This window comes from Sulfuricurvum sp., from assembly GCF_041651515.1.
Classification (GTDB): Bacteria; Campylobacterota; Campylobacteria; order Campylobacterales; family Sulfurimonadaceae; genus Sulfuricurvum.
The window spans coordinates 425,350-446,544 of sequence record NZ_JBAZJF010000001.1; the positions used below are offsets into that span (position 1 = coordinate 425,350).

Here is a 21,195-nt window from a genome sequence, read left to right on the forward strand (position 1 = left end):
AGTTTGATGCACACACCGCACTCCTATGAACCCAAAGATTCTGCCGGAAAACTGGCAAAATCTTTTTTACGCAATCCCCTCACCCCGATACTGGGGATATTTTTGCTCCTCTTGGGATATATGGCATTAATAATGATGCCTCGCGAAGAGAATCCTCAAATGGTGGTCAGCGGTTCAACCGTTATTATTGCCCTCCCCGGTGCAACTGCCAATGAAGTTCAAAACGTCATTATCAAACCCCTAGAGCGTAAGCTTAAAGAGATCAAGGGGATCGAACACATCTACGGCATGGCGATGGATAACGTTGCCGTCATCAATGCCGCTTTCTATATCGGAGAAGCCAAAGAGGATTCCAACCTCAAAATCTACGATAAGATCATGCAAAATATCAGTATTCTCCCTAAAGGGGCGATGCAGCCGATTATCAAGCCGCTCGATATTGATGTCGATATCCCTGTCGTATCAGTAGCGTTTTACTCCAATGATCCTAAAATTGACCCTACCCTCTTATATGATCGGGTAAAAGAGATCCAGCATCATATCAACGGTCTTCCTAACGTCGCCGTTACCGATATCAAGGGGGCGAAAAAACATCAATACAATGTTTTAGTTGATATGAACCGCCTATCCGGATACAATCTCTCTTTAGGCCAAATCGTCCAAGCGGTGCAATCACTCTCCTATAATGTTCCTGAAATTAAAGGAAAAACGCAAAACAATGAGATCGTCATGATCGGCGTGCGTAATGCCATCGAAAGTGTCGAAGATGTCGGCAATATTATTGTGGCACAGTACGGCGGGTCTGCCATCTATCTGCGTGATATCGCAACCGTAACAGCCGGTCAAGATATCCAAAATTTTAAATCGGCGCTTGTCAGTATCAAAAAAGAGGATGGAAAGTTCTCTCCCCTTAAAGATCAGATAACCCTAACCGTTTCAAAACTCCAAGGGACCAATGCCGTTATCATTGCCGAAGCGGTCAAAGAAGAACTTGAAAAATACAAAGAGCAGATGAAGGCACAAGGGATTAACTACGTTATCACCCGTAACGACGGCGAACGTGCGAATGAAGCGGTCAACGAACTCGTATTTCACCTGGTTCTCTCGATTGTTATCATCGCTATTCTCCTCATCTTTGTATTGGGATGGAGAGAGTCGTTAATCGTCACCTTTACCGTACCGGCGATCTTGGCGATCACCCTCTTTATTGCCTATATGACAGGTCAAACGGTCAATCGTATAACCCTCTTTGCTTTCTTGCTCAGTCTAGGGCTACTGGTGGATGCTGCAATCATCGTTATCGAAAATATCCATCGCCATTTTCATGCTCCGGGTGCAGCTGATAAAGATGTTGATCAGCTGATGATCGAAGCGACCGATGAGATCGGAGCACCGACCAATATTGCGACACTGGCGATCATCCTTACCATGGTACCGATGGCATTTGTAGGACAAATGATGGGACAGTTTATGAAACCGATTCCGGCAAATGTCCCCGTCGCTCTGGTCGCATCCCTGTTTGTCGCCTATATTTTCACCCCGTATCTGGCGGTACGACTCCTTAAAAAACCCGACCACCACGGAGAAGCTCACTAATGTACAAAAAATTTGAAAATTATTTATTGGGTGTTTTAAATACCCCCTCCAAGAAAAAAATGATCCTATGGGCTACGCTCGCCGCATTTATTATTGCCGTTGCCCTTATCCCGACTAAATTGGTTTTAGCCAAAATGCTTCCGGGCAAAAATAACGATACCTACAGCATCTATATCGATCTCCCAAACGGCAGTTCCATCGAACAGACCAAAGAGGTTAGCGAATGTACCGTCAATATCATTCAAAATGAAAAAGAAGTACTTGATACCGAAGTCTTTTTAGGGAGCGGTTCACCCCTTGATTTCGCCGGACTGATCAAAGGAAGCCATTTCAAAAACAGTGAAAATGTTGCTGAAATCGTCCTCAATCTGACCAAAAAGCACCATCGTGATGAGCCTTCGTATATGATGGTTCAGCGTCTACGACCCATTATTCAGCACAAGTGCGAAGCCCTCTATCCTCAAACCAATATTAAATTTATCGAACCGCCTGCTGGACCTCCGACTATGGCAGCCGTCGTTGCGGAAGTCTACGGCAATGATGCCTCAGGTATTCGCCATCTGAGTGAACGGGTACGCAATGTTTTTAAAAAAACCGATGGACTTGTTGATATTGATATCATGCAAGATGAAATCTATGATAAATTTGAAATACGGGTCAACAGCGATAAAATCACCAAATCGGGTCTGGATATCAAGCAGGTTAACGATATTTTGTATCTCGCTTTTGAGGGGATGGATGTTGCTGTCAAGAACTCGCAAAAAGCGACCGAGCAGATTCCTATCTATCTCACCCTCTCACCTGAAGGGAAAAAATTTGCCTCTCGTGACAAACGTTCCATCGAAATGAAATTTGCAGGGCTTAAACTCATGAATCAGATGGGGATGATGGTCCCGGTTACCGAAGTGGTTGATATCGTACCGGTCAAATCCAATCCGATGATCATGTCTAAAGATCTCCATGAGATGACCAATGTTTTAGCCGAAACCGATATGGTTTCCCAAGTCTATCCGTTGATGGCGGCACGTAATACTATTTTGGATACGTTTAGTGACGAATATGAAATCACCAAAACAGGGCTTTTCAATCTTGAACTTATGAATAAAACAACCAAGCAGATATATGAATTGAAATGGGATGGCGAGATGAAAGTTACCCTCGATACTTTTGTCGATTTAGGGGGTGCATTTATCGCCGCACTCGTACTCATATTCTTACTGATGGTCGTCTATTATAAAAGTTTTGTCATCAGCGGAATTGTATTGCTCGGAAGCTTTCTTTCCATTATCGGGGTTATTTTCGGCCATTTCATTATGAACATTTTTACGGCCGATACCTTCTTTCTAACGGCGACCTCTTTGATCGGATTTATTGCCCTGATCGGGATCAGTTCACGTAATTCACTGCTCCTGATCGATTTTACCAAATCGCTCATGCTCGATAAAGGGATGCATAAAAAAGAGGCGATTGCTTATGCGACCGCTACCCGTGCTAAACCTATTTTCCTAACAGCGGCAGCGATTATCCTTGCATCTACCCTCCTTGCAAGCGATGCTGTTTTCGGAGGACTTGGCGTCTCACTTATTTTTGGTACAATTGCAGCAGTAATCGCTTCACTCGTGGTGGTGCCGGTTCTCATCGATAATTCTGATTTGGAACGACATTTTAACTTCCACGAACGCAAAGCGGTCTCTATAATGGAGCCTTAGAATATATGAAGTTTACCCCCATCGTCAAAAGTTCTACCGATATACCGGAAGACTTACTCAATGCTGCTAATAGTCGCGGAATATCAGCAGACAGAGTTGATTTTGATCTCCTCTCCTATGAAACCTATTTCAAAGGGACGGTAGATGAAGAGTGGCAGTTACTCGAAGGTAACGACTTACTGACACAAACAACTGAAATTGAAATCCGTTCCGAGCACTTTCAACTTCGCCAGGAGTATCAGATCCGTATCCGATCTCCAAAGCCTCACCCCTATCTCGATTTGCGTTTCTCTATCGCTACCGATAAAACTAAAAGTAAAGCGGTCGCTATCCTTGATCCTTCCTCCACCATTCCTCTTAAAAAAGGGGTACAAGAATGGATCAAAGAGGCAATTACACGCAAAAAACTTCTCCATAAATTATTCATAGGGATAGGAGAAGATAATCTTGACCAAGAGATCAACCGTCTTTTACTCAAAATTCAAAAAGAGGGGCCATTAACTGCCCCTTATCGCTTGCCTATTGCTGAATGCTTCCCTTCAGTCGCCCCTCTCAATGATGCGGTATTGCTCCATTACAAACAACTCAAAAAAGAAAAGAATCTTATTGAAGGGGTTCACCCCGGGGATCTGCTCTTAGAATATGTTTTTCCAAAACACGGACGTGATGGCAGAAGTTGTAACGGTCAACACATTGCAGTACCTGAACCTATCGTCAAATACTCCGGATTTATTGTGATCGATGATGCCACGATCAGAAGTGAGCAGAATGAAGAAAGCATCCGATTTTATGCCAGTGTTTCAGGATTTATACAGCGCCAAAAAGAGATTTTTTCTATCGCACAAGAATTAAAAATCGAATCCGCCAGTTTCAAAAAAACCGGTTCCATCGAAGCAGGAATGGATAAAGATATTGCACTCACTATCAAACAAAATATTTCCAGCCAAGATGCCGTGGGAATGGGGGTCAATATCGATGTCCAGAAACTGGATATCAGCGGTACAGTAGGAGACAACGCCAAAATTCAGGCATGCGAACTCACTATCGGGTCGCAAACCCATAAAAAATCGCAAATCAATGTCACTGAAATCGCCAATATCCATCTTCATCGCGGAAATCTAAAAGCAAAAGAGGCCAATATCAATATTCTGGAAGCGGGGAAAATTGAAGCCGATATCGTCCGTATTAAAGAGATGGCGGGGGGAGAGATCATTGCACGTATTGTCCATATTGAAACACTCTATTCCAATGCCCGCATTACGGCACTTGAATCCATCACCATTGACAACATCAAAGGAGAAGGAAATAATTTGATTATCAATCCGCATTCTATTAATGCCTATCATGAACAAATAGCTGCACTGGAAACGGATATTCGAACAAAAAATTCCCACCTCCAAGAAGAAAGCAAAGAGTTCATAGCGCGTCAAATTTCATTTAAAGAAAAAAGTTCCCGTATAAAGCAGTTCCAACAACGTATTATCGACGCTCAAAAAAATGGAACGACACCTATGAAAGCCGATGTTGCACGTATTCAACAATATAGAGCAGAAGCCGAAACCCTGAAACAAACGGCCGAAGAATTGCGTGAGAAAGAGGCCCATATAGATACCTTACGCACAGAACTCGAAAAGTTCTATGACGCGGATTTGCATGCAGTAGTCACCCATCACGGCAATTACAGCGGCCATGATCGAATCGTGTTTATTGACCCTAAAACGCATCAAGAGTATGCCATCTCCCCAAAAGGCAAAGCTACGCATGTCCGACTACGCCGTGAGGGGGACGAAAAACGGCTTATAGTGGAATCCTAAAAAAAATTAACTTCTTTATTTATCGGCAGAGCGTTTTAACTTTTTGAGGTAAAACTCTCTTATGAAAATACAAGAACTTACCCTAACCGCTCCGTATCTCTCTCTTGATCCGATTTTTTACCATAAAGTTGCCCCTGCCCCTTTGCAAAACCCTAAACTCATAAGTTTCAATGTCGAGGCGGCAGAGCTGATCGGTTTAGATCCCGCCCAAATCTCTGACGAAGAGTTAATCGCTCTTCTAAACGGCACACGCCTCCTCAACGGTTCACAACCGTATGCAATGTGCTATGCCGGCCATCAATTCGGATATTACGTTCCGCGCCTCGGGGATGGACGAGCTATCAATTTAGGGGGTGTAAATAGATGGAATTTACAGCTAAAAGGTTCCGGACAGACGCTCTACTCCCGCCAAGGGGACGGCCGTGCCGTATTACGCTCCTCCATTCGCGAATATCTGATGAGTGAAGCGATGCATGGACTGGGTATTCCGACCAGTCGGGCATTAGCGATTATCGGTTCCGATGAAAAAGTAGCACGTGAAAAATGGGAAAAGGGAGCCATTGTATTACGTTTGGCTCCGTCATGGATACGATTTGGGAGTTTTGAGTACTTTTTCCATGCCCATAAACACCAAGAACTCGAACATTTAGCTGATTTTCTACTCCAAGAATCCTTCCCTGAGTTTGTCGGAGTTGAAGAGGCTTATCTGAAAATGTTCGGTGAAATCGTAAAACGTACTGCGCAATTGATAGCGCTATGGCAGTCGGTCGGCTTTAACCACGGAGTGATGAACACCGATAATATGTCTGCAATAGGTATCACCATCGATTACGGCCCCTTTGCCTTTATGGATACGTTTGAGAGCGGTTACATCTGTAATCATACCGATGCCCAAGGACGATACAGCTACGACAACCAACCCCGGATCGGCTACTGGAATTTAGAACGCCTCGCCCATGCCCTCTCCCCTCTCATCCCTGCAGAGAAACTCGAATCTGAACTGAACAAATACGGCGATTATTTCACAACCTATCTCATGGAACTTTTACGTGCTAAACTCGGTCTTGATGCACCGTGTGAAAAGGACAGCGATCTACTGCGCTCCTTATTTACGCTCATGGAAAACGGTCGTATCGATATGACTCCATTTTTCCGTACCCTCAGCCGCTATAACGGAAATCGAGAGCAACTGCTTGCACTCACCCTTGCGCCAAACCAGTTAAACGAATGGCTCAATCAATACGATGAGAGACTCCTCCTCAATACATCATCAACCGAGCTGCGCCATGAAAAAATGCTCCGTACCAATCCCAAATATATATTAAAAAACTATATTCTCCAAGAAGCGATAGATGCGGCAGAAAAAAATGACTTTATTCTAGTGAATGATCTGCTTACATTGGCACACAACCCCTATGATGAGCATAACGAGTTTGAGCGTTATGCCGGAGTTACCCCGCTTCACCACACGAATCTAAAACTGAGTTGCTCCTCCTAACGAGCGGCTTTGACTACATTTCCGAAAGCTTATTTCTTCATCATATAAATTGTGATCAAAAAGTAATCCACAAAAAAGTGATTATTTTTTGATCAATTTTCCCGATTATTTTTTTCAATACCTCTTTATACTGTCACTGCCATTCAACCTAAATTATTATTATGCAGGAGCACTTATGCAACGCAATCACCTTATCAGCTATATGTCCGATGTTCAAAATTTTGAAAAAAACATGAATACCCTCTCCGGAAAATGGGATCTGCTCACCCTCCTTGGTTCCATGTCCAATATTGGGATGGATACCAGTGAAACACGTAAAGCCTTCGAAGACTTACTGGATGAGCCGCTTAAACGTCTTATTGAGGCAACCTTCAACAAAAGTCTCAATGAACTTGAATCCAAAGCCCAAACAGCGGTAGATATTCTGATTCGAAACCTTTTCGAACGCACTGCCGATATTGGATTCCTCGCTACCGATGATGATATCCGCGATTACCTCCTCTTTGTACACTCAGCCGATCTCTCCGTTTCCGATGAGTTACGCGGCATTAAAATCAAGAAAAAAGAGGCTCTTACGGAACGGTTTGCCGAATACGTTTCCAAATACAGTGTCTATGAAAATATTATTCTTCTTGATACAAAAGGTAAGGTGCTGGTACAACTCGATCATACCAATCCGATCACCTTTTCAAAAGATCCTCTGCTCCAAGAATCATTACGAACGTATCAAGGATATGTTGAAACGTATCGTTCAAGTGATCTTACCCACAACAAATCCTCACTTATCTATTCTTACCGTGTCTGCAACCCAGATAATGAAGAACCGCTTGGGGTACTGTGCCTAATTTTTCGCTTTGATAATGAACTGAAAAGCATTTTTCACAAACTTACCCGAGATAATCCTTATATCGCTCTCGAACTTCTCAGCCCTAACGGTGACGTTATTGCCTCATCATCGGTGCACCACGTTCCGGTCGGATCGCATCTGACCCCTCGCAACAATGACGATCACCAAACCTATTATGCCGGTTTCGAATACCTCTATAAAGCGGTGAAAACAACCGGATATCAAGGATACAACGGTTCAGGATGGATTGGACATGCTATGGTACCCCTTCACTTGGCGTTTCGTTCCTCTACCCGTCCATCGTTTCTAAAAAACGATCTGTTTGATTCGGTGTCGGATACCAAAGCCTATTATCCGCAAGAGCTGCAAGACATCTTGGAGAAAGCCAAAAAAATCCAAAGCGAACTCGATATCACGGTCTGGAACGGTAATGTCCAAATAGCCAATACCTCCGGCCACGAAAGCCCCTTTACCAAAGCCCTTCTCTCCGAAATATCGAAAACCGGGGAAGAGACGAAACGGGTTTTTGACCACACCGTTGCCAATCTCAACACGGCAATGCTCGTTCAGTATCTTGAAGATTTAAAATTCCAATCGTCTCTCGCGATCGACATTATGGATCGCAATCTCTACGAGCGGGCAAACGATTGCCGATGGTGGGCATTGACAACAACCTTTCGTGAATGTTTATCGCAGGGAAATATAAGTGATGATAATCGGAAAAAAATGGGCTCCATATTGGCTTATATCAACGACCTTTATACCGTGTACAGCACCATGTTCATTTATGATCGAGACGGGGTGGTTTTAGCGGTTTCCAATCCGACCGAGAATTCGATCATCGATAAAAAAGTAGGCTATTCATGGGCTTTGGAGACTCTGGATTTAAAAACCACGCAGGATTACGTCGTATCCACCTTCGAACCGAGTCCCTATTATAATAACCGCTCAACCTATATTTACAATGCCTGTATCCGGAATTTTGAGGAAGAGAATGTCGGCGGTATCGGAATTGTTTTTGATGCCGAATCTCAGTTTGAGGCGATGCTGCACGATACCCTCCCAAAAGATGAAAATCATCAAATTCCGGAGGGGATGTTTGCCCTCTTTATTGATCGCAGCAGCCGTGTCATCTCTAGCACCAGCTCCGAAATCAGAGTAGGTGAGATGATGCAACTACCGGTATCGATATTGGAACTCACCCCCGGACAAAGCGATGCGCAAATTCTCCCCTATAACGGAGTCTATTATGCTATCGGTGCAACCTGCTCCAATGGGTATCGAGAGTACAAACAAAGCGACGGTTACGATAACGATATTATCGCCCTTCTATACCGCCCTATCGGTGAAATTCAAGCGATTGAAAACGAAGCACCGGAGCAACGTATTTATACCTACCCTAAAGCAAACGGAGCCGAAGAGACCTCCGAAATATCAACTTTTTTTGTCGGTGGTTCCCTCTTTGCGATCGAATCGAAAAATGTCGTATGTTCGCTTGCGCATCAAGAGCTCACCTCGATATTACATGCCAGTGAATACAATTTGGGCGTCATAAGCTATGACAAACGGATGGTAAGTGTTATATCTCTCGCTAAATTGCTTGGGATGGAGAAAAAATATGACAAAGAGCGTGACACTATCATTCTCGTAAAAGCGGTTATCGAAAAACAGGTGGTTTATCTCGGACTAGCAGTGGATGCTATCTACAGCAGCCCTGAAATTCCGATCCGATCCATCAGTCATTACAGCAATGTCTTAAAAAATGAAAATTCACTAACCAAAGCGGTAATTATCCCAGATCGCGCCGAAGATTTCGGAAATGAGATGATATCCATCCTTGATATTCCGAAAATCTATGGACAGCTCATCCAGCCCTATTCACGCCCCTTGCATAAAGTGATGGCGTGAAAACAGTTTTACTTTAATGATTAGAAATATATTTAAATAAATCTTCAGCTGCTTCATTGGCAGCATCTTCTACTCTAGCACCTTCACGAGCAAAATGTCTAAATTTTGCAATAGCTTTACTATTTTTATCACTTAAAACCATCTCAACTCCAATTCCTGCTTGTGCCTCGTGACCACCTACAAACGGAATCCATGCTTTGCCCGGACTAAATTCTTGGGTCTCATAGATACATACATCAATATTGAGTGGTTGACCTTTACCTGTTTTAGTATCTTTTAAAACTTTTTGAAAAGTTGATTTGACCATATCTGTTACCGATTTTTTCTCTTTTTCCGATTTATTTTCTACTTTACGTAAATTCAATTTAAAATCGGCAAGTTTGGTATCTGCTGCTGCCCACTCCCATTTGATATCATCACCCTCAACCATATCACTGTAGTCTGAGATAATACATTGTTTAAAATCTTTTGCTTTATAGTCACCACTATCTATAAATTTATCAGCACTGCAATAACCTGCGACAGGACTTAAGAACGCCGCAACACATACTAAACTCATAAATTTACTAGACAAAACATTACTAGTATAACTTTTTTTCATATCAACCCTTTTAATGAATAAGGTAAATTGTATCTATTTTTTAGTAAAAAAAGTATTTTCGGTATATCTGAGCTGTAAGCCCTCTTCGCTCATCACAAATCCGTGGATGGCAATCTTCCCATCATGGACGAGGCGGTGGTGCTTTGAACACAGAGGTATTAAATTATATCGATGATTCATCCCATAATGTCCGATGGAACCGCCATCATCGGCATTCGCCTGAGGGACGATGTGATGCACCTCATCTACCGCTTCATCGCACAACGCGCATTTCGTAAGAAAGAGCTTGTTGTTATAGCGACTCTTTTTCTCACGTTTGAGCATCGAGGCTTCGTGGGTTTTGTCGGTAATCCGTCCCCGAATCTCGTACGCTTTTTTCAAAAAGGTCTCATCCATATGAAGCGATTTGGCAAACTCCAGTCCGTAGAGGGTTGAGCCGCTCCCGCTTTTGAGCTTACGGTCATACACCAGTTTATCACTCGCTTCATCGTAGTAAACTCCTAAATGAAGCAAAACAATCTCACGCGCTTTCTTGATCTCTTCCAGTGAAGAGAGTTGATGCAGGTGGGTTGCAAAGATAAACATACTACCAATCTCTCGAAGCTTAAGGATAGCACTTGCCACGATAGCAAGTGCCGATTCGGTCTCGGTCCCGTGGCTGATCTCATCTCCGAGAATGAGAGTGTTTTCCGTCGCACGGTTGAAGATATTGCGCAGTTCCAGCATCTCCACCGCAAACGTTGAAAGCCCTTTGTAGAGATTGTCTTTAGAGACGATACGGGTGAGGAGCTTATCGACCGGAGAAAAACGCATCATCGCGCACGGGACGAAAAATCCCCCCTGCGCCATCACGACCGAGAGCCCGATACTCTTCATAAGAGATGATTTACCGCTGGAATTGATGCCGTATAACAATACCCCTTTAACATCCTCACCGTTTTCTAATGTCGAATGCTCCTCATAGGTATGGTATTCTGCCGCTCCCAAAAAGAGATCATTCGGAATAAAAATACCGTTCTCTTCACGTGATTCGATGAGAGGATGACGAAGCCCCACCGTTTCGATAAATGCTTTAGATGAGGGGACAATGCTAGGACGGATATAACGATATTGTTTTGCACATTTTGCACCGCTCAAACTGACATCCACAACCGCAAGAAATGAGATCAGATGCTCTATCGCATGGGAAAAGCGCCGCTCAATCTCTTCAAGATGTTCACGGTAGCGCTCTTTGACCTGAGCGATCATCCGTGATTTAGCTCCGGCATTTTCAATGGAGAGTTCATCCAACAGTGTTGAGGAGAGTTTGACACTGGTTTTGAGTTTACGAATCTGGAAATCGCGGAAAAAATAGTGCTGACCCTCCAGTGTGAAAAAGCTGTTATGTAATGCTTCTTCAACGCTTACATAGCGATTACGGGTCATCAACAGATGATATCCTTCACTCTCCAGCCATCCAACCTGCGCGTACGAACCGCCCGACTCGAAAAAGGTGTCGATATGTTCTATTATCGTATCCAATTTTGAGACGTTGTTGCTTTGGAGCTGTTCCAGCGCATCGATAGAGGGGTCGATCCCCTCGTTAAAGAGATTCTCATCCACTTGATCGCGTCTAAATTTAGCACACGCTTCAATATTAAATATCCGTCGTAGCTCCGAGGCGCAATGGGCGCATTCTTGTGCGCTCGACTTATCATAAACAACGCCCAAACGTGCAGCATCCGCAAATAGACTCTCCGCTGCACTCAGCGACGCGTAAAAATAGGCAAGCTCAAACGGGTGGAGCTTTCCGAGTTTCAAACGGCGAAGTATCCGTTCAAGATCGTATACCTCTTTGAGTTTCGTCTCAAACGGCGCGATATGATCACTCATCTTATCGATCAAATCGTACCGCTCTTCGAGGAGTTTCACATCACAGATCGGATTGAGCAGCCGCTCACGCAACAACCGTTTCCCCATCGCCGTAGAGGTTTTGTCGATGAGTTTGAGCAGCGTCATCTCATCATGATCACGCGAAATAATCCCCAACTGTTCTGCCGCATTGTTCCCCAGATACATATAGCGAGAAGTCCCCAAAAACGTAGGACGGTTCATCTTTTCGATAATTAGGGCATCGTGATCGATAATAACGTTGATCAGAATACAGAGCGATTCGGAGGCGTAGGGGTAGCGTTCCAAATCGAGATACTCGATCGGGCTGAGAAGTGAGCGTATCTGATAAATCCGCTCAAAAAGCTCGTTTTGGTAATCGATCCGCAGCCGCTTTTCATTCATCGAGGTACGGTGATGATTTTTGATCTCCAGATAGCGGCTCACTTCCTCACGATCAATATCTCCGGCACAAAACGTCACTACAACCTCAGAAGTTTGATAGCTTTGCAAGAGGGTAAACACTTCATCCAGAGCATACGTTTTGTCTTCACGGGTTCCGTGGATTTCATTGATCAGGGTTTTTCCCGTCCCGACATCGATAGCGGAGTAACCGACCGAGTAAACCCCATTGTTTTGATCGATCAAAAGTGAAGCGATATAGTTCTCACTTGCTTCGGCAATATAATCGAAATTTGTCCCCGGAGAGATGATGTTGGAGATATAACGGCGGATATGAGGAACTTCCCCCTGCTGACGGACGAGGACAATGGTGTATTTTTTCGACTGCACGAGACGGCTGAGATACCGTTCGATGGAGACGGTCGGAACCCCTGCGAGGAGAGGGTTTTGGATGGAGTTCTCTAAAATAGTTTTATTTTTACGGGTAAGCTGGATATTGAGGAACTCGGCGACCTCTTTCGCTCGGCCAACCTTGCATTCAGCATTATTGACCTCATAAATCTCGAAAAATGACCCTACTTCGATGATAACAATGGTATCAGGTCCGTATTTTTCTTCACATGCTAGTTGGAGTTCGAAATAGATTTCGGAGAGGAGCTTCTTTTTATCGTTTAGTATTGCTCCTAGTTCTTCCGTATTCATCGCATCTCCACAGCATTTCGTCATTCCCGACCTAATCGGACATTGTGCTACCCTTGCAGGTAAATTCATCATTAAATATTATGGTTTTATTATAACTTAGAGGGGCTAAAAAGAGACTATATTCGCTATTTTGTTTTTATGGTGTTCAATTTATTTTTTGCTTATTTATTTTTCAATATATTTACATATCTATCTATTACTCCACTATTTGATTTTATAAAACAACCAATTTAGCATATTCATCCATATTTCCAATCTCAATAAAAAATGGTTCAATATCCATTGATGGATTTTCTGGTACCCAAATTAAGCGAAATTCATTTTGATATGTAAACTTAAAATGTTTGGAGAAAAAAACATCAGGCTCTTTGCTTGGTTTGAGTGGATCAATATATTCGACTGCTTGGTATGCAAAATGATAGTCTTCAATATATTTTTGAACCTCTTTATTTACGAGAGTTAAAAACTTATCTATATCATAAATATTGATTTCATATTTTTTTATCATCAATTCCATTATAAAACAAGATTTATTGCATTATCTTTGGATAATTGCACATATTAAGATATAAAAAATATTTTCTCTCGTTCCACCTCTCCTGAGGTGGAATGCAGACTGACGCTATACACGCCAACTTTGAAAATGTAAGCGAGAAAAAATTAGTAGGTTTGATAGAAAATTCGGAATTTCCGATTTTTCTCATTTAGTATCACGTGTATCATATTTTCAATCATTGAAGATGCTAAAAATATATTCAAAAGATAACTGGATTCCCACCTTTGCGGGAACCTCGTAGAGGTACTCGTCCCCTATAGGGTATGACGGAAGAGTATTAACTCTACAACCCTCTACGGTATTTTGTCATCCCCAATAAAACAATTTTAGTATCGGAAATTTTATAAGGGATCACATACCCCTTGAAAATACAATCTCGGATCGTTTCGTCGTCAAAATAGATGGATTTACGGTATTTGTAAAGATAGGGTTCAATGCTGTAAAGCGTTTCGTAAAGTTCATTAACAAATCGGTGTGCTGAGGGTTTAGAGTCTTTGGCAATATAGATGAGGATTTTTTCCAAATCCTCGGCGAACTTTTCGCTTCTTTTCAGCTGCATCGTTGTTAGACAGCTTCGATGGATGCGTGCATTTTCTCCCAAAAACTTTCGTTTATTGGATAGCTATTTCCCATTTCGACTTCACGAAGAGCTTGCGTGTACTCTTCTTTTTCACGTTCAAACTCCGGATCTATTGATCGGGCGATTATTTCAATCTCTTTTCCCTGAAAGAGGAGTTTCAAAGAATCGAAGAAAGCGGGGGTCATCTCATCTGTGTTGAGTCTGAATGTCGTAGTCATGGTGCGACCTCATAAATTATTGGTGTAAAAAGTATAGCACAACTCTATAAATTGATGATCCACACATCATGCTCGAGTAGAATAATATGAATCTTACCCAACAAACCGATACCCGATACCCGTTTCGGTGATGATCCATTTCGGACGGGCAGAATCGGTTTCGATCTTTTGGCGGAGTTGATTGATAAAAACGCGTAAATAGTGCGTCTCATGTTGATACCCAACTCCCCAAATTGCTTTAAGCAGCCATGAATGAGTCAATGCTTTTCCCTGATTCTCCATAAATATGCGGAGAAGTTTAAACTCTTTCGGGGTCAACTTGATGAGTTCATCCGCTATCGTTACGATTCGGTTCGTAACATCCATACGCATTGTGCCAACAACTAAAAGTGGTGAAACTTCCTGAGCAGGAGGGACACGACGCAGATTTGCTTTTATACGGGCAATCAGTTCGTCTGCATTAAACGGTTTGGTAACATAATCATCTGCCCCCGCATTGAGCGCAGCAATTTTATCCGCTTCATCGTGGATTGCGGAAACGACAATGACAGGGGTTTGTTTATTCTCGCGATAACGCTCTAAAAATTTAACCCCGCTCATGTCGGGCAATCCTAAATCGAGTAAAATCAAATCAAAATGATCATCGATTCCTTTTTTTAACCCCTCTTTTGCCGTTGATGCCATCTCCGTCATAAATCCTGCGAATGCAATGGTCATAGCCAGCAACCGTCGTATGGATGGATCATCATCAACGATTAAAATTTTAGAAATCACGACTCACTCCGAAGGCTTACTCGAACGCAGAAATGATCGTTTTCCATATCTATCGTTAATTTTCCGCCATGAACCTCAATGATATTTTGCGAAAGACGCAAGCCGATCCCTGAACCCGGTTTTCCCAGCGCATTATCAAGCCTACCGGGTGTATTTCCAAGGTTTACTATCATATCAGCGGTGGGGAGATCACCGTTATTGCAAATAACCAAGTTGATTTCATTAAACGCACTGCTCATCTCAACACTCACCTCATCCCCGTATTTAAACGCATTATCCAAAAGATTACCGATCGCTAACTGAAGCAAGGCAATATCAGCAGACAGGGGTGGGATATCAGGTGAAAAGGAGAGTTTAGCCTGTCGATTCCAGTCATTTTCAGCTACCGCCAAAGCCGATGAAACCACCTCTTCCAATCGCACCATTGTCCGGTTCAGAGGTGTTTTTCCCTCACGAAATCGCGCGTTAACCAGTAAATTATCGATCACTTTTTCCATACGGCGTGACCCCTCTACAATGGTCTGCACCATCTCCTCTTTATCCTTATCTTCAAGTGCGAATTGGGGATTGGATAAATTGCTGGCAGCTCCTCGTATCAAAGTCAGCGGTGTACGCAGTTCGTGAGAGAGGAGATCGATTATACTTTTTTGCATCGTTTCGACGACTTTATTCTCTTTGAATCCACGGGTGATGAGATTTAGAAACGGTCCGGTCATAATGGTTGTTGCCAGTGCCATGACGACAAACATGGTGAATAATTCAGTCGAAAGTATCCCCATCTCATACCCGATATTCAGAACGACCAACTCCATCAGCCCCCGTGTGTTCATGAGTGTCCCCAGAGCAAACGAATCGCGCCAGCTAAATCCCATGTATCTGGAGGCAAGTGCGCTTCCGAAGAGTTTACCAAACACCGCAAGAACGATGATTCCGCCGCAGATCAGCCACGCATCTACACTGTTGAGCAAGCCGATTTCACTGCGTAATCCTGTTAGGGCGAAAAAGAGGGGCAGTAATACTAATAGACTGACGTATTCCAAGCGCGGCGCAATGAGCTCTTTAAGTCTCGATACGGTCGATGAGGGCATCATCGCCCCCGCCATAAACGCACCAAACAGCGCATGAACTCCTATCGCTTCGGTAGCGAGAGAGGAGAGGAGTAGCAAGACGATGATAAACGACATCCCGTTCATACTGAGCCGTTCACTCTGAGCATGTCCGATTCTGGCGAAAAGGGGGCGAATGACGTAAAACATAATAACGACATACAAGGCGATGAGGAGCAATAACACGAAAGAGGAGCTGAGTGATCCTGAAACGGAAATGGCGATAATCAAAGCCAAGATATACCATGCCGTAATGTCATCGGCAGCGGCACAGGTGATTGCCATCGACCCATAATTCGTATCACTGAGATTTTTTTCTTTGATAATCCGCGCCAGTACGGGAAATGCGGTGATACTCATTGCTATACCGATAAACAGGGCAAAAGGGATAAACGAGATGTTTTTGGGTGCGAAGATCGGATAGAGCCAGTAGGCCAATGCCACCCCCAAGAAAAAAGGGAAGATGATGCTGACATGGCTGATAAATACCGAAGCACTCGATTGTTTTTTGATTTTATCGAAATCCAGCTCCATCCCCACGACAAACATAAAAAAGATCAATCCCAGTTGGCTGATGAGATGGAGGTTGCCGAGTGAATCTTTGGGAAAAAGAGCGATAAACATATCGGGAAACAATGCTCCCATGAGTGAGGGACCGAGGATAATTCCCGCAATAATCTCACCCACAACGGTGGGTTGAGCAACAAAGGAGACCAGATAGCCAAACAGCCGTGTAACCACCATGATAACAATAAACTGAATCAGCAACAGAGGGAGTGGATGATGAAGCTGTTTGAGAAACGTATCACCAATCGTTGTAGGTAGCGACGAAGCCGCAGGGGCGATGATTTCAGAGAATAGATGGCTCTCTAAAAGCGTTCCGTAATGGAGAATTCCCGCAATGGCGATCCCGAAGAAAAGGATTAACGCCACATAAATTAAAAGTGTCTTTTTCATGCGGAAAGTGTAGCGCAGATCGTGTCAGGAAAGTATCAAGCTTTAAATCTTCGCCCGACGTGCGACCCCAATCAGTTTTTCATGCGGGAAATTATAAAAGCTCACAAAATTCGGTGACAGATCTTTAATCATAGCAAATATTTTCCATATAAAACTGTCTGAAACAATCTCTTCATCTCCGTAAAAAATTGAGCGTTCGTTGATATTTCGTTCACGCAATAACTTTTCAACATTGAGTTTTTCCATATATCCCGGACGTATAATCAACAAATCCAGCGCTTCACCCAAGGGAGAAAGTTCACTGGATATCCCATGAGGGTCATGCGACGTTTTAATAATAACGATAAGATTATAATCGTAAATAATACCGTTTTGAAACATCGTTTTAGCAATGTACGCAGGGATAGCATCGGTATTACGGGCAAAGAAAAGGGCAGTTCCGGCTACGTGATCTCCCGATCGATAGCGTTTGGAATACTCCTCTAAAAAAACATCTTTATCCACGGGAACCAAAGAGGCGTAAAGACGCTTTTGCCCTTGGGTATAAAGAACAATGATAAAAAGAGGAACAGAGGCAATAATCAATGACCAATAGCCCCCATGAGGGATCTTCATCCAACTGGAAACAAAGAAAGCAAAACTCATTAAACCGGTAAACATTGCAACACTCATTTTCAAATATTCTCGTTTAACCATAAAAATCATGCTCATTAAAATACCCGTAATACTCATTGCTCCCGCGACAGAAAGACCGTACGCTGCGGCGAGTTTAGCCGATTCTCCAAAATCAAAAAGGATTAAAACGACACAAAAGAATAAAAACCAGTTGATTGATCCGACATAGATTTGGCTGCGAAGTTCATCGGAGGTGTAATCAACGTTGAAATGGGGGAAAATACGAGTCGTCATTGCCTGATACAGCACCGAAAAAACACCGCTAATCATTGCTTGTGAGGCAATAACCGTTGCAAAAATAGCCAATATTACTAATGGAATATAGAGTGTCGGTGCAAAAGCGTGGAACATCTCAAAAAACGGACTTTTTACACTATCAGGATGAGAAAGCAAGAATGCACCCTGTCCGTAATAACATAATATCAATGCCGCTGAAGCAAAAAGCCACCCCTTCAGGATGGGAAGCCGTCCGAGATGCCCCATATCGGCATATAAGGCTTCCCCTCCCGTTGCGCACAACAAAACGTCAGCCAAAACAACAAAAGCAATAAACGGGTGTTGGATAATAAATTGCACCGCATAAAACGGTGAAAGAGCATAGAGCACTTCAGGATTTTGGAAGATAAAGTACCCGCCGACAATCCCCAAAGCAAAAAACCATACCACCATAATCGGACCAAATGCACTGGCGACTTTTTCAACCCCCTTCTTCTGAACGGCAAAAAGTGCAAATGCGATCCCAGTGGCAATAATGAGCAATACCAGTTTCGGGGTACTTTCATATCCCGGAATTAACATAATCCCCTCAACGGCACTCAGGATACTGATAGCAGGAGTGATAACCCCATCTCCGATCATCAGCGATATACCGAGGAATCCCAATACAGTGACAAGTGCGGCTAAACGGGCTCCTTTGAGATAGGGGAGTAAAATTTGTACGAGCACTACCGTCCCCCCCTCTCCTCTTTTGGAAAGACTGGTTGCCAGCCACGCATACTGTACCGTAACAAGCATTGTCAATGTCCATACAATCATGGATAGAATTTGAAATACGCTCTCTTTTGTCGGTTGTACGAGGAGTAATATAACCGCAAAAGTATAGATGGGGCTGGTTCCAATATCACCATACACGACCCCGAGTGATTTAATCACCATCATTTCATTTTTAATGCGTTCTTTTAAAGTCATTGATTTCCTTGCAAATAGAAGCCGTTTTTTATTATATGGTGATTTTCATAAGCTTTGTATTAAGAAATGATAAAGGAAGCATCAGAAAACCTTACTTCACAAACCGATATCCGATCCCAGTCTCGGTAATAATCCGCTTTGGACGGGCAGAATCGGTTTCGATCTTTTGGCGGAGTTGATTAATAAAAACCCGTAGATAGTGTGTCTCATTTTGATATCCTACCCCCCATATCGCTTTAAGCAGCCATGCGTGGGTGAGGACTTTACCACTGTTTTGCATCAAAATCTTGAGGAGTTCAAACTCTTTAGGTGTCAGTTTTAGCTCTTCCTTATCAAGCATCACCGTATGGGAAGTAATATCCAATGAGAGATTATCACTCAGTAAACCGGCAGAAGAATCGTCCATACTGTTGCCACGACGGCGAAGCGCTGCTTTGATACGGGCAAGAAGTTCTCCGGTACCGAACGGTTTGGTTAAATAATCATCGCACCCCCCCTCCAATGCCGCTATTTTCTCACTTTCACCTGAACGGGCGGAGAGGACAATCACGGGCGATTGGCTCCATTCACGAAAGCGACTCAAAAACTCTTTACCATCCATATCGGGTAATCCTAAATCAAGCAGTACCAATGCCGGAGCATCGATTGCTGCACGATTGAGCCCCTCTTTGCCTGTAGCGATACAGACGGGATGATATCCTGCTGCACCCAGTGCCACTTCAAGAAGTTTGCGGATTGCACTGTCATCATCTACTACCAAAATTGTCTCTTTCATCCCTCACCTCTATGCAAAAGTCGCATCGTCGCACAAAATACTATCCCATCACTCATTGTCTCAACACTTCCACCGTGCATTTTGGCGATTCGATAAGCCACATACAGCCCCAATCCAATCCCCTCTTCACCACGTACGTTACTCAATCTCGAAAATGCTTTCCATGCCATAGAAGCTTCATGTTCCGGTGGAATAGAACCCGTATTGCATATACGGACCATTATCCCATTAGGGTCGTGTTCTACCGCAACGTTTACAGCATCACCGTATTTAAATGCGTTTTCCAACAGGTTAAAAAGCGCCTGTTCGATCAAAACAGCATCCCCTTGGATCGAGGACAGCCCCTCCTCTATCATCAAAGTCGCCGGAAAAACATTCTCGGTTTTGGAAAGAGCACTTCCCAATAGATCGGGAATATAGCACTCTTGCATCTTGAGCTTTAACATACCGCTTTGGATACGGGCGGTATCGAGAAGATTATCAATCAAACGTCGCATCCGATGGGCACCATTATCAATTGTCCAATAAAGCTCTTTTTTCTGCTCAGGATTAAGATCGAGTTCTTCGGTAAGCAAACCAGACGATGCACCCATAATGGCGGCAAGGGGTGTACGGAGCTCATGCGATAGTGACCCTAAAAGGGTCTCTTGAAGCCGCTCAGACGTCTCCAGCTCTTTGGCAATAGCAGCCCGTGCACTCAACCATGAAACAATTTGTCCTACCACGATCATAATTGCAAAGCTGAAAATATAACGGACATCATGTACCGTAAATGTTAATGTCGGCGGGATAAAAAAGAAATCAAATGAGAGTACAGAAGCCAATGAAATGATCAATGTATCTCTACGCCCTAGCCGCATTGCGGCATAAAGGATGGGGATTAGGTGGATCATCCCGATATTGACCAGTTGGAGCTCCTCGCTAAAGAGTTTGGAGATCAGGGATAGAGCTATCAGGAGCAAAAATGGGGGTATTATCGGGTACATAGCTGAATTATATTCTATTTCGTCTTGCGGACACATCGAATCAAGCATGAATGATTTATCCCAATGACATTCATCGCTTTACCTGTTGCAAAATCGATAAAGCTTACACGGTTATTTTGATCTTTCGACATGGTCCAATAACACTCCGTTGCCGTATGGGCAAAAACAGGGAAGATTGTCGGTGTACGCTGTGTATCAACAATCCGCATTAACTCCGATCGAGTCGGCATACGCCAGTCGGTCATATCCCCTAGTCCGAGCGATTCGCAATAACTCATGGCACTTTTATAACTCATTTTTTGCTCCGAAACCTGCTCATCGTCCTGCCACATCAACGACTCTGGCGTTTGAGAGACCGTTTGCATTTGCCGCTCAGGGAGAAAATCCGATCCAAAAAGTGACATACCCAAAAGAATACAAGCCAATATTTTCAT

16 protein-coding genes are annotated in these 21,195 nt (G+C 43.4%); 5 read left to right on the forward strand and 11 right to left on the reverse strand.

Annotated features, from left to right (window positions below):
- The first annotated feature begins 6 nt into the window (after positions 1–6).
- From WC407_RS02115 to WC407_RS02135, 5 genes are all read left to right on the forward strand, one after another.
- The gene (locus WC407_RS02115; RefSeq protein ID WP_373020721.1) at positions 7–1,596 is read left to right on the forward strand and encodes an efflux RND transporter permease subunit; all 1,590 of its coding nucleotides are present in this window, start codon (positions 7–9) and stop codon (positions 1,594–1,596) included.
- Positions 1,596–3,305 carry an efflux RND transporter permease subunit gene (locus WC407_RS02120; protein WP_373020726.1) on the forward strand — a complete coding sequence of 570 codons (1,710 nt, stop codon included), beginning with the start codon at positions 1,596–1,598 and terminating at the stop codon, positions 3,303–3,305. The genes WC407_RS02115 and WC407_RS02120 overlap by 1 nt, the downstream gene beginning before the upstream one ends.
- A gap of 5 nt (positions 3,306–3,310) precedes the next feature.
- Positions 3,311–5,119, forward strand: coding sequence for a hypothetical protein (locus WC407_RS02125; protein WP_373020728.1), 1,809 nt, complete (start codon positions 3,311–3,313; stop codon positions 5,117–5,119).
- Between the two features lie 61 nt (positions 5,120–5,180).
- Positions 5,181–6,617: a YdiU family protein gene (locus WC407_RS02130; protein ID WP_373020730.1), complete on the forward strand. Its 1,437-nt coding sequence runs from the start codon at positions 5,181–5,183 to the stop codon at positions 6,615–6,617.
- A 175-nt stretch (positions 6,618–6,792) separates the two neighbouring features.
- The gene (locus tag WC407_RS02135; RefSeq protein ID WP_373020732.1) at positions 6,793–9,372 is read left to right on the forward strand and encodes a chemotaxis protein CheW; all 2,580 of its coding nucleotides are present in this window, start codon (positions 6,793–6,795) and stop codon (positions 9,370–9,372) included.
- Positions 9,373–9,385: 13 nt separating this feature from the next.
- On the opposite strand, the gene WC407_RS02140 is transcribed toward WC407_RS02135, so the two are convergent.
- The 11 genes from WC407_RS02140 to WC407_RS02190 all read right to left on the reverse strand — a co-directional run bounded on the left by WC407_RS02140 (position 9,386) and on the right by WC407_RS02190 (position 21,195).
- Entirely contained in the window at positions 9,386–9,973 is a 588-nt protein-coding gene (locus tag WC407_RS02140; protein WP_373020736.1) for a hypothetical protein, read from the reverse strand.
- A gap of 33 nt (positions 9,974–10,006) precedes the next feature.
- Positions 10,007–12,946 (reverse strand): HNH endonuclease, encoded by a 2,940-nt coding sequence (locus WC407_RS02145; protein WP_373020738.1) that lies wholly within the window; start codon positions 12,944–12,946, stop codon positions 10,007–10,009.
- Positions 12,947–13,160: 214 nt separating this feature from the next.
- Positions 13,161–13,463: a hypothetical protein gene (locus WC407_RS02150; protein WP_373020740.1), complete on the reverse strand. Its 303-nt coding sequence runs from the start codon at positions 13,461–13,463 to the stop codon at positions 13,161–13,163.
- A gap of 322 nt (positions 13,464–13,785) precedes the next feature.
- A complete protein-coding gene (locus WC407_RS02155; protein ID WP_373020745.1) occupies positions 13,786–14,061 on the reverse strand; it encodes a type II toxin-antitoxin system RelE/ParE family toxin in 276 nt (91 codons plus the stop codon).
- 5 nt (positions 14,062–14,066) lie between these two features.
- Positions 14,067–14,300, reverse strand: a complete 234-nt coding sequence (locus WC407_RS02160) for a hypothetical protein (protein ID WP_373020746.1) — start codon at positions 14,298–14,300, stop codon at positions 14,067–14,069.
- A 93-nt stretch (positions 14,301–14,393) separates the two neighbouring features.
- Positions 14,394–15,074 (reverse strand): response regulator, encoded by a 681-nt coding sequence (locus WC407_RS02165; protein WP_373020748.1) that lies wholly within the window; start codon positions 15,072–15,074, stop codon positions 14,394–14,396.
- A complete protein-coding gene (locus WC407_RS02170; RefSeq protein ID WP_373020752.1) occupies positions 15,071–17,137 on the reverse strand; it encodes a cation:proton antiporter in 2,067 nt (688 codons plus the stop codon). Before WC407_RS02170 ends, WC407_RS02165 begins: the two co-directional genes overlap by 4 nt.
- 42 nt (positions 17,138–17,179) lie before the next feature.
- Positions 17,180–19,000 carry a KUP/HAK/KT family potassium transporter gene (locus WC407_RS02175; RefSeq protein ID WP_373020754.1) on the reverse strand — a complete coding sequence of 607 codons (1,821 nt, stop codon included), beginning with the start codon at positions 18,998–19,000 and terminating at the stop codon, positions 17,180–17,182.
- Between the two features lie 91 nt (positions 19,001–19,091).
- Positions 19,092–19,775 (reverse strand): winged helix-turn-helix domain-containing protein, encoded by a 684-nt coding sequence (locus tag WC407_RS02180; protein WP_373020756.1) that lies wholly within the window; start codon positions 19,773–19,775, stop codon positions 19,092–19,094.
- Complete coding sequence (locus tag WC407_RS02185) at positions 19,772–20,809, reverse strand: DUF4118 domain-containing protein (protein WP_373020760.1); 1,038 nt, start codon at positions 20,807–20,809, stop codon at positions 19,772–19,774. The genes WC407_RS02180 and WC407_RS02185 overlap by 4 nt, the downstream gene beginning before the upstream one ends.
- Positions 20,776–21,195, reverse strand: coding sequence for a DUF1566 domain-containing protein (locus WC407_RS02190; protein WP_373020762.1), 420 nt, complete (start codon positions 21,193–21,195; stop codon positions 20,776–20,778). Before WC407_RS02190 ends, WC407_RS02185 begins: the two co-directional genes overlap by 34 nt.

What these genes read in the sequence shown, in the direction of transcription:
- WC407_RS02130 (WP_373020730.1), top strand. Translation starts at nt 5,181, where the DNA reads ATGAAAATACAAGAACTTACCCTAACCGCTCCGTATCTCTCTCTTGAT.
- WC407_RS02135 (WP_373020732.1), top strand. Translation starts at nt 6,793, where the DNA reads ATGCAACGCAATCACCTTATCAGCTATATGTCCGATGTTCAAAATTTT.
- WC407_RS02120 (WP_373020726.1), top strand. Translation starts at nt 1,596, where the DNA reads ATGTACAAAAAATTTGAAAATTATTTATTGGGTGTTTTAAATACCCCC.
- WC407_RS02145 (WP_373020738.1), bottom strand. Translation starts at nt 12,946, where the DNA reads ATGAATACGGAAGAACTAGGAGCAATACTAAACGATAAAAAGAAGCTC.
- WC407_RS02185 (WP_373020760.1), bottom strand. Translation starts at nt 20,809, where the DNA reads ATGCTTGATTCGATGTGTCCGCAAGACGAAATAGAATATAATTCAGCT.
- WC407_RS02175 (WP_373020754.1), bottom strand. Translation starts at nt 19,000, where the DNA reads ATGACTTTAAAAGAACGCATTAAAAATGAAATGATGGTGATTAAATCA.
- WC407_RS02115 (WP_373020721.1), top strand. Translation starts at nt 7, where the DNA reads ATGCACACACCGCACTCCTATGAACCCAAAGATTCTGCCGGAAAACTG.
- WC407_RS02125 (WP_373020728.1), top strand. Translation starts at nt 3,311, where the DNA reads ATGAAGTTTACCCCCATCGTCAAAAGTTCTACCGATATACCGGAAGAC.
- WC407_RS02170 (WP_373020752.1), bottom strand. Translation starts at nt 17,137, where the DNA reads ATGAAAAAGACACTTTTAATTTATGTGGCGTTAATCCTTTTCTTCGGG.
- WC407_RS02155 (WP_373020745.1), bottom strand. Translation starts at nt 14,061, where the DNA reads ATGCAGCTGAAAAGAAGCGAAAAGTTCGCCGAGGATTTGGAAAAAATC.
- WC407_RS02150 (WP_373020740.1), bottom strand. Translation starts at nt 13,463, where the DNA reads ATGGAATTGATGATAAAAAAATATGAAATCAATATTTATGATATAGAT.
- WC407_RS02160 (WP_373020746.1), bottom strand. Translation starts at nt 14,300, where the DNA reads ATGACTACGACATTCAGACTCAACACAGATGAGATGACCCCCGCTTTC.
- WC407_RS02190 (WP_373020762.1), bottom strand. Translation starts at nt 21,195, where the DNA reads ATGAAAATATTGGCTTGTATTCTTTTGGGTATGTCACTTTTTGGATCG.
- WC407_RS02140 (WP_373020736.1), bottom strand. Translation starts at nt 9,973, where the DNA reads ATGAAAAAAAGTTATACTAGTAATGTTTTGTCTAGTAAATTTATGAGT.
- WC407_RS02180 (WP_373020756.1), bottom strand. Translation starts at nt 19,775, where the DNA reads ATGAAAGAGACAATTTTGGTAGTAGATGATGACAGTGCAATCCGCAAA.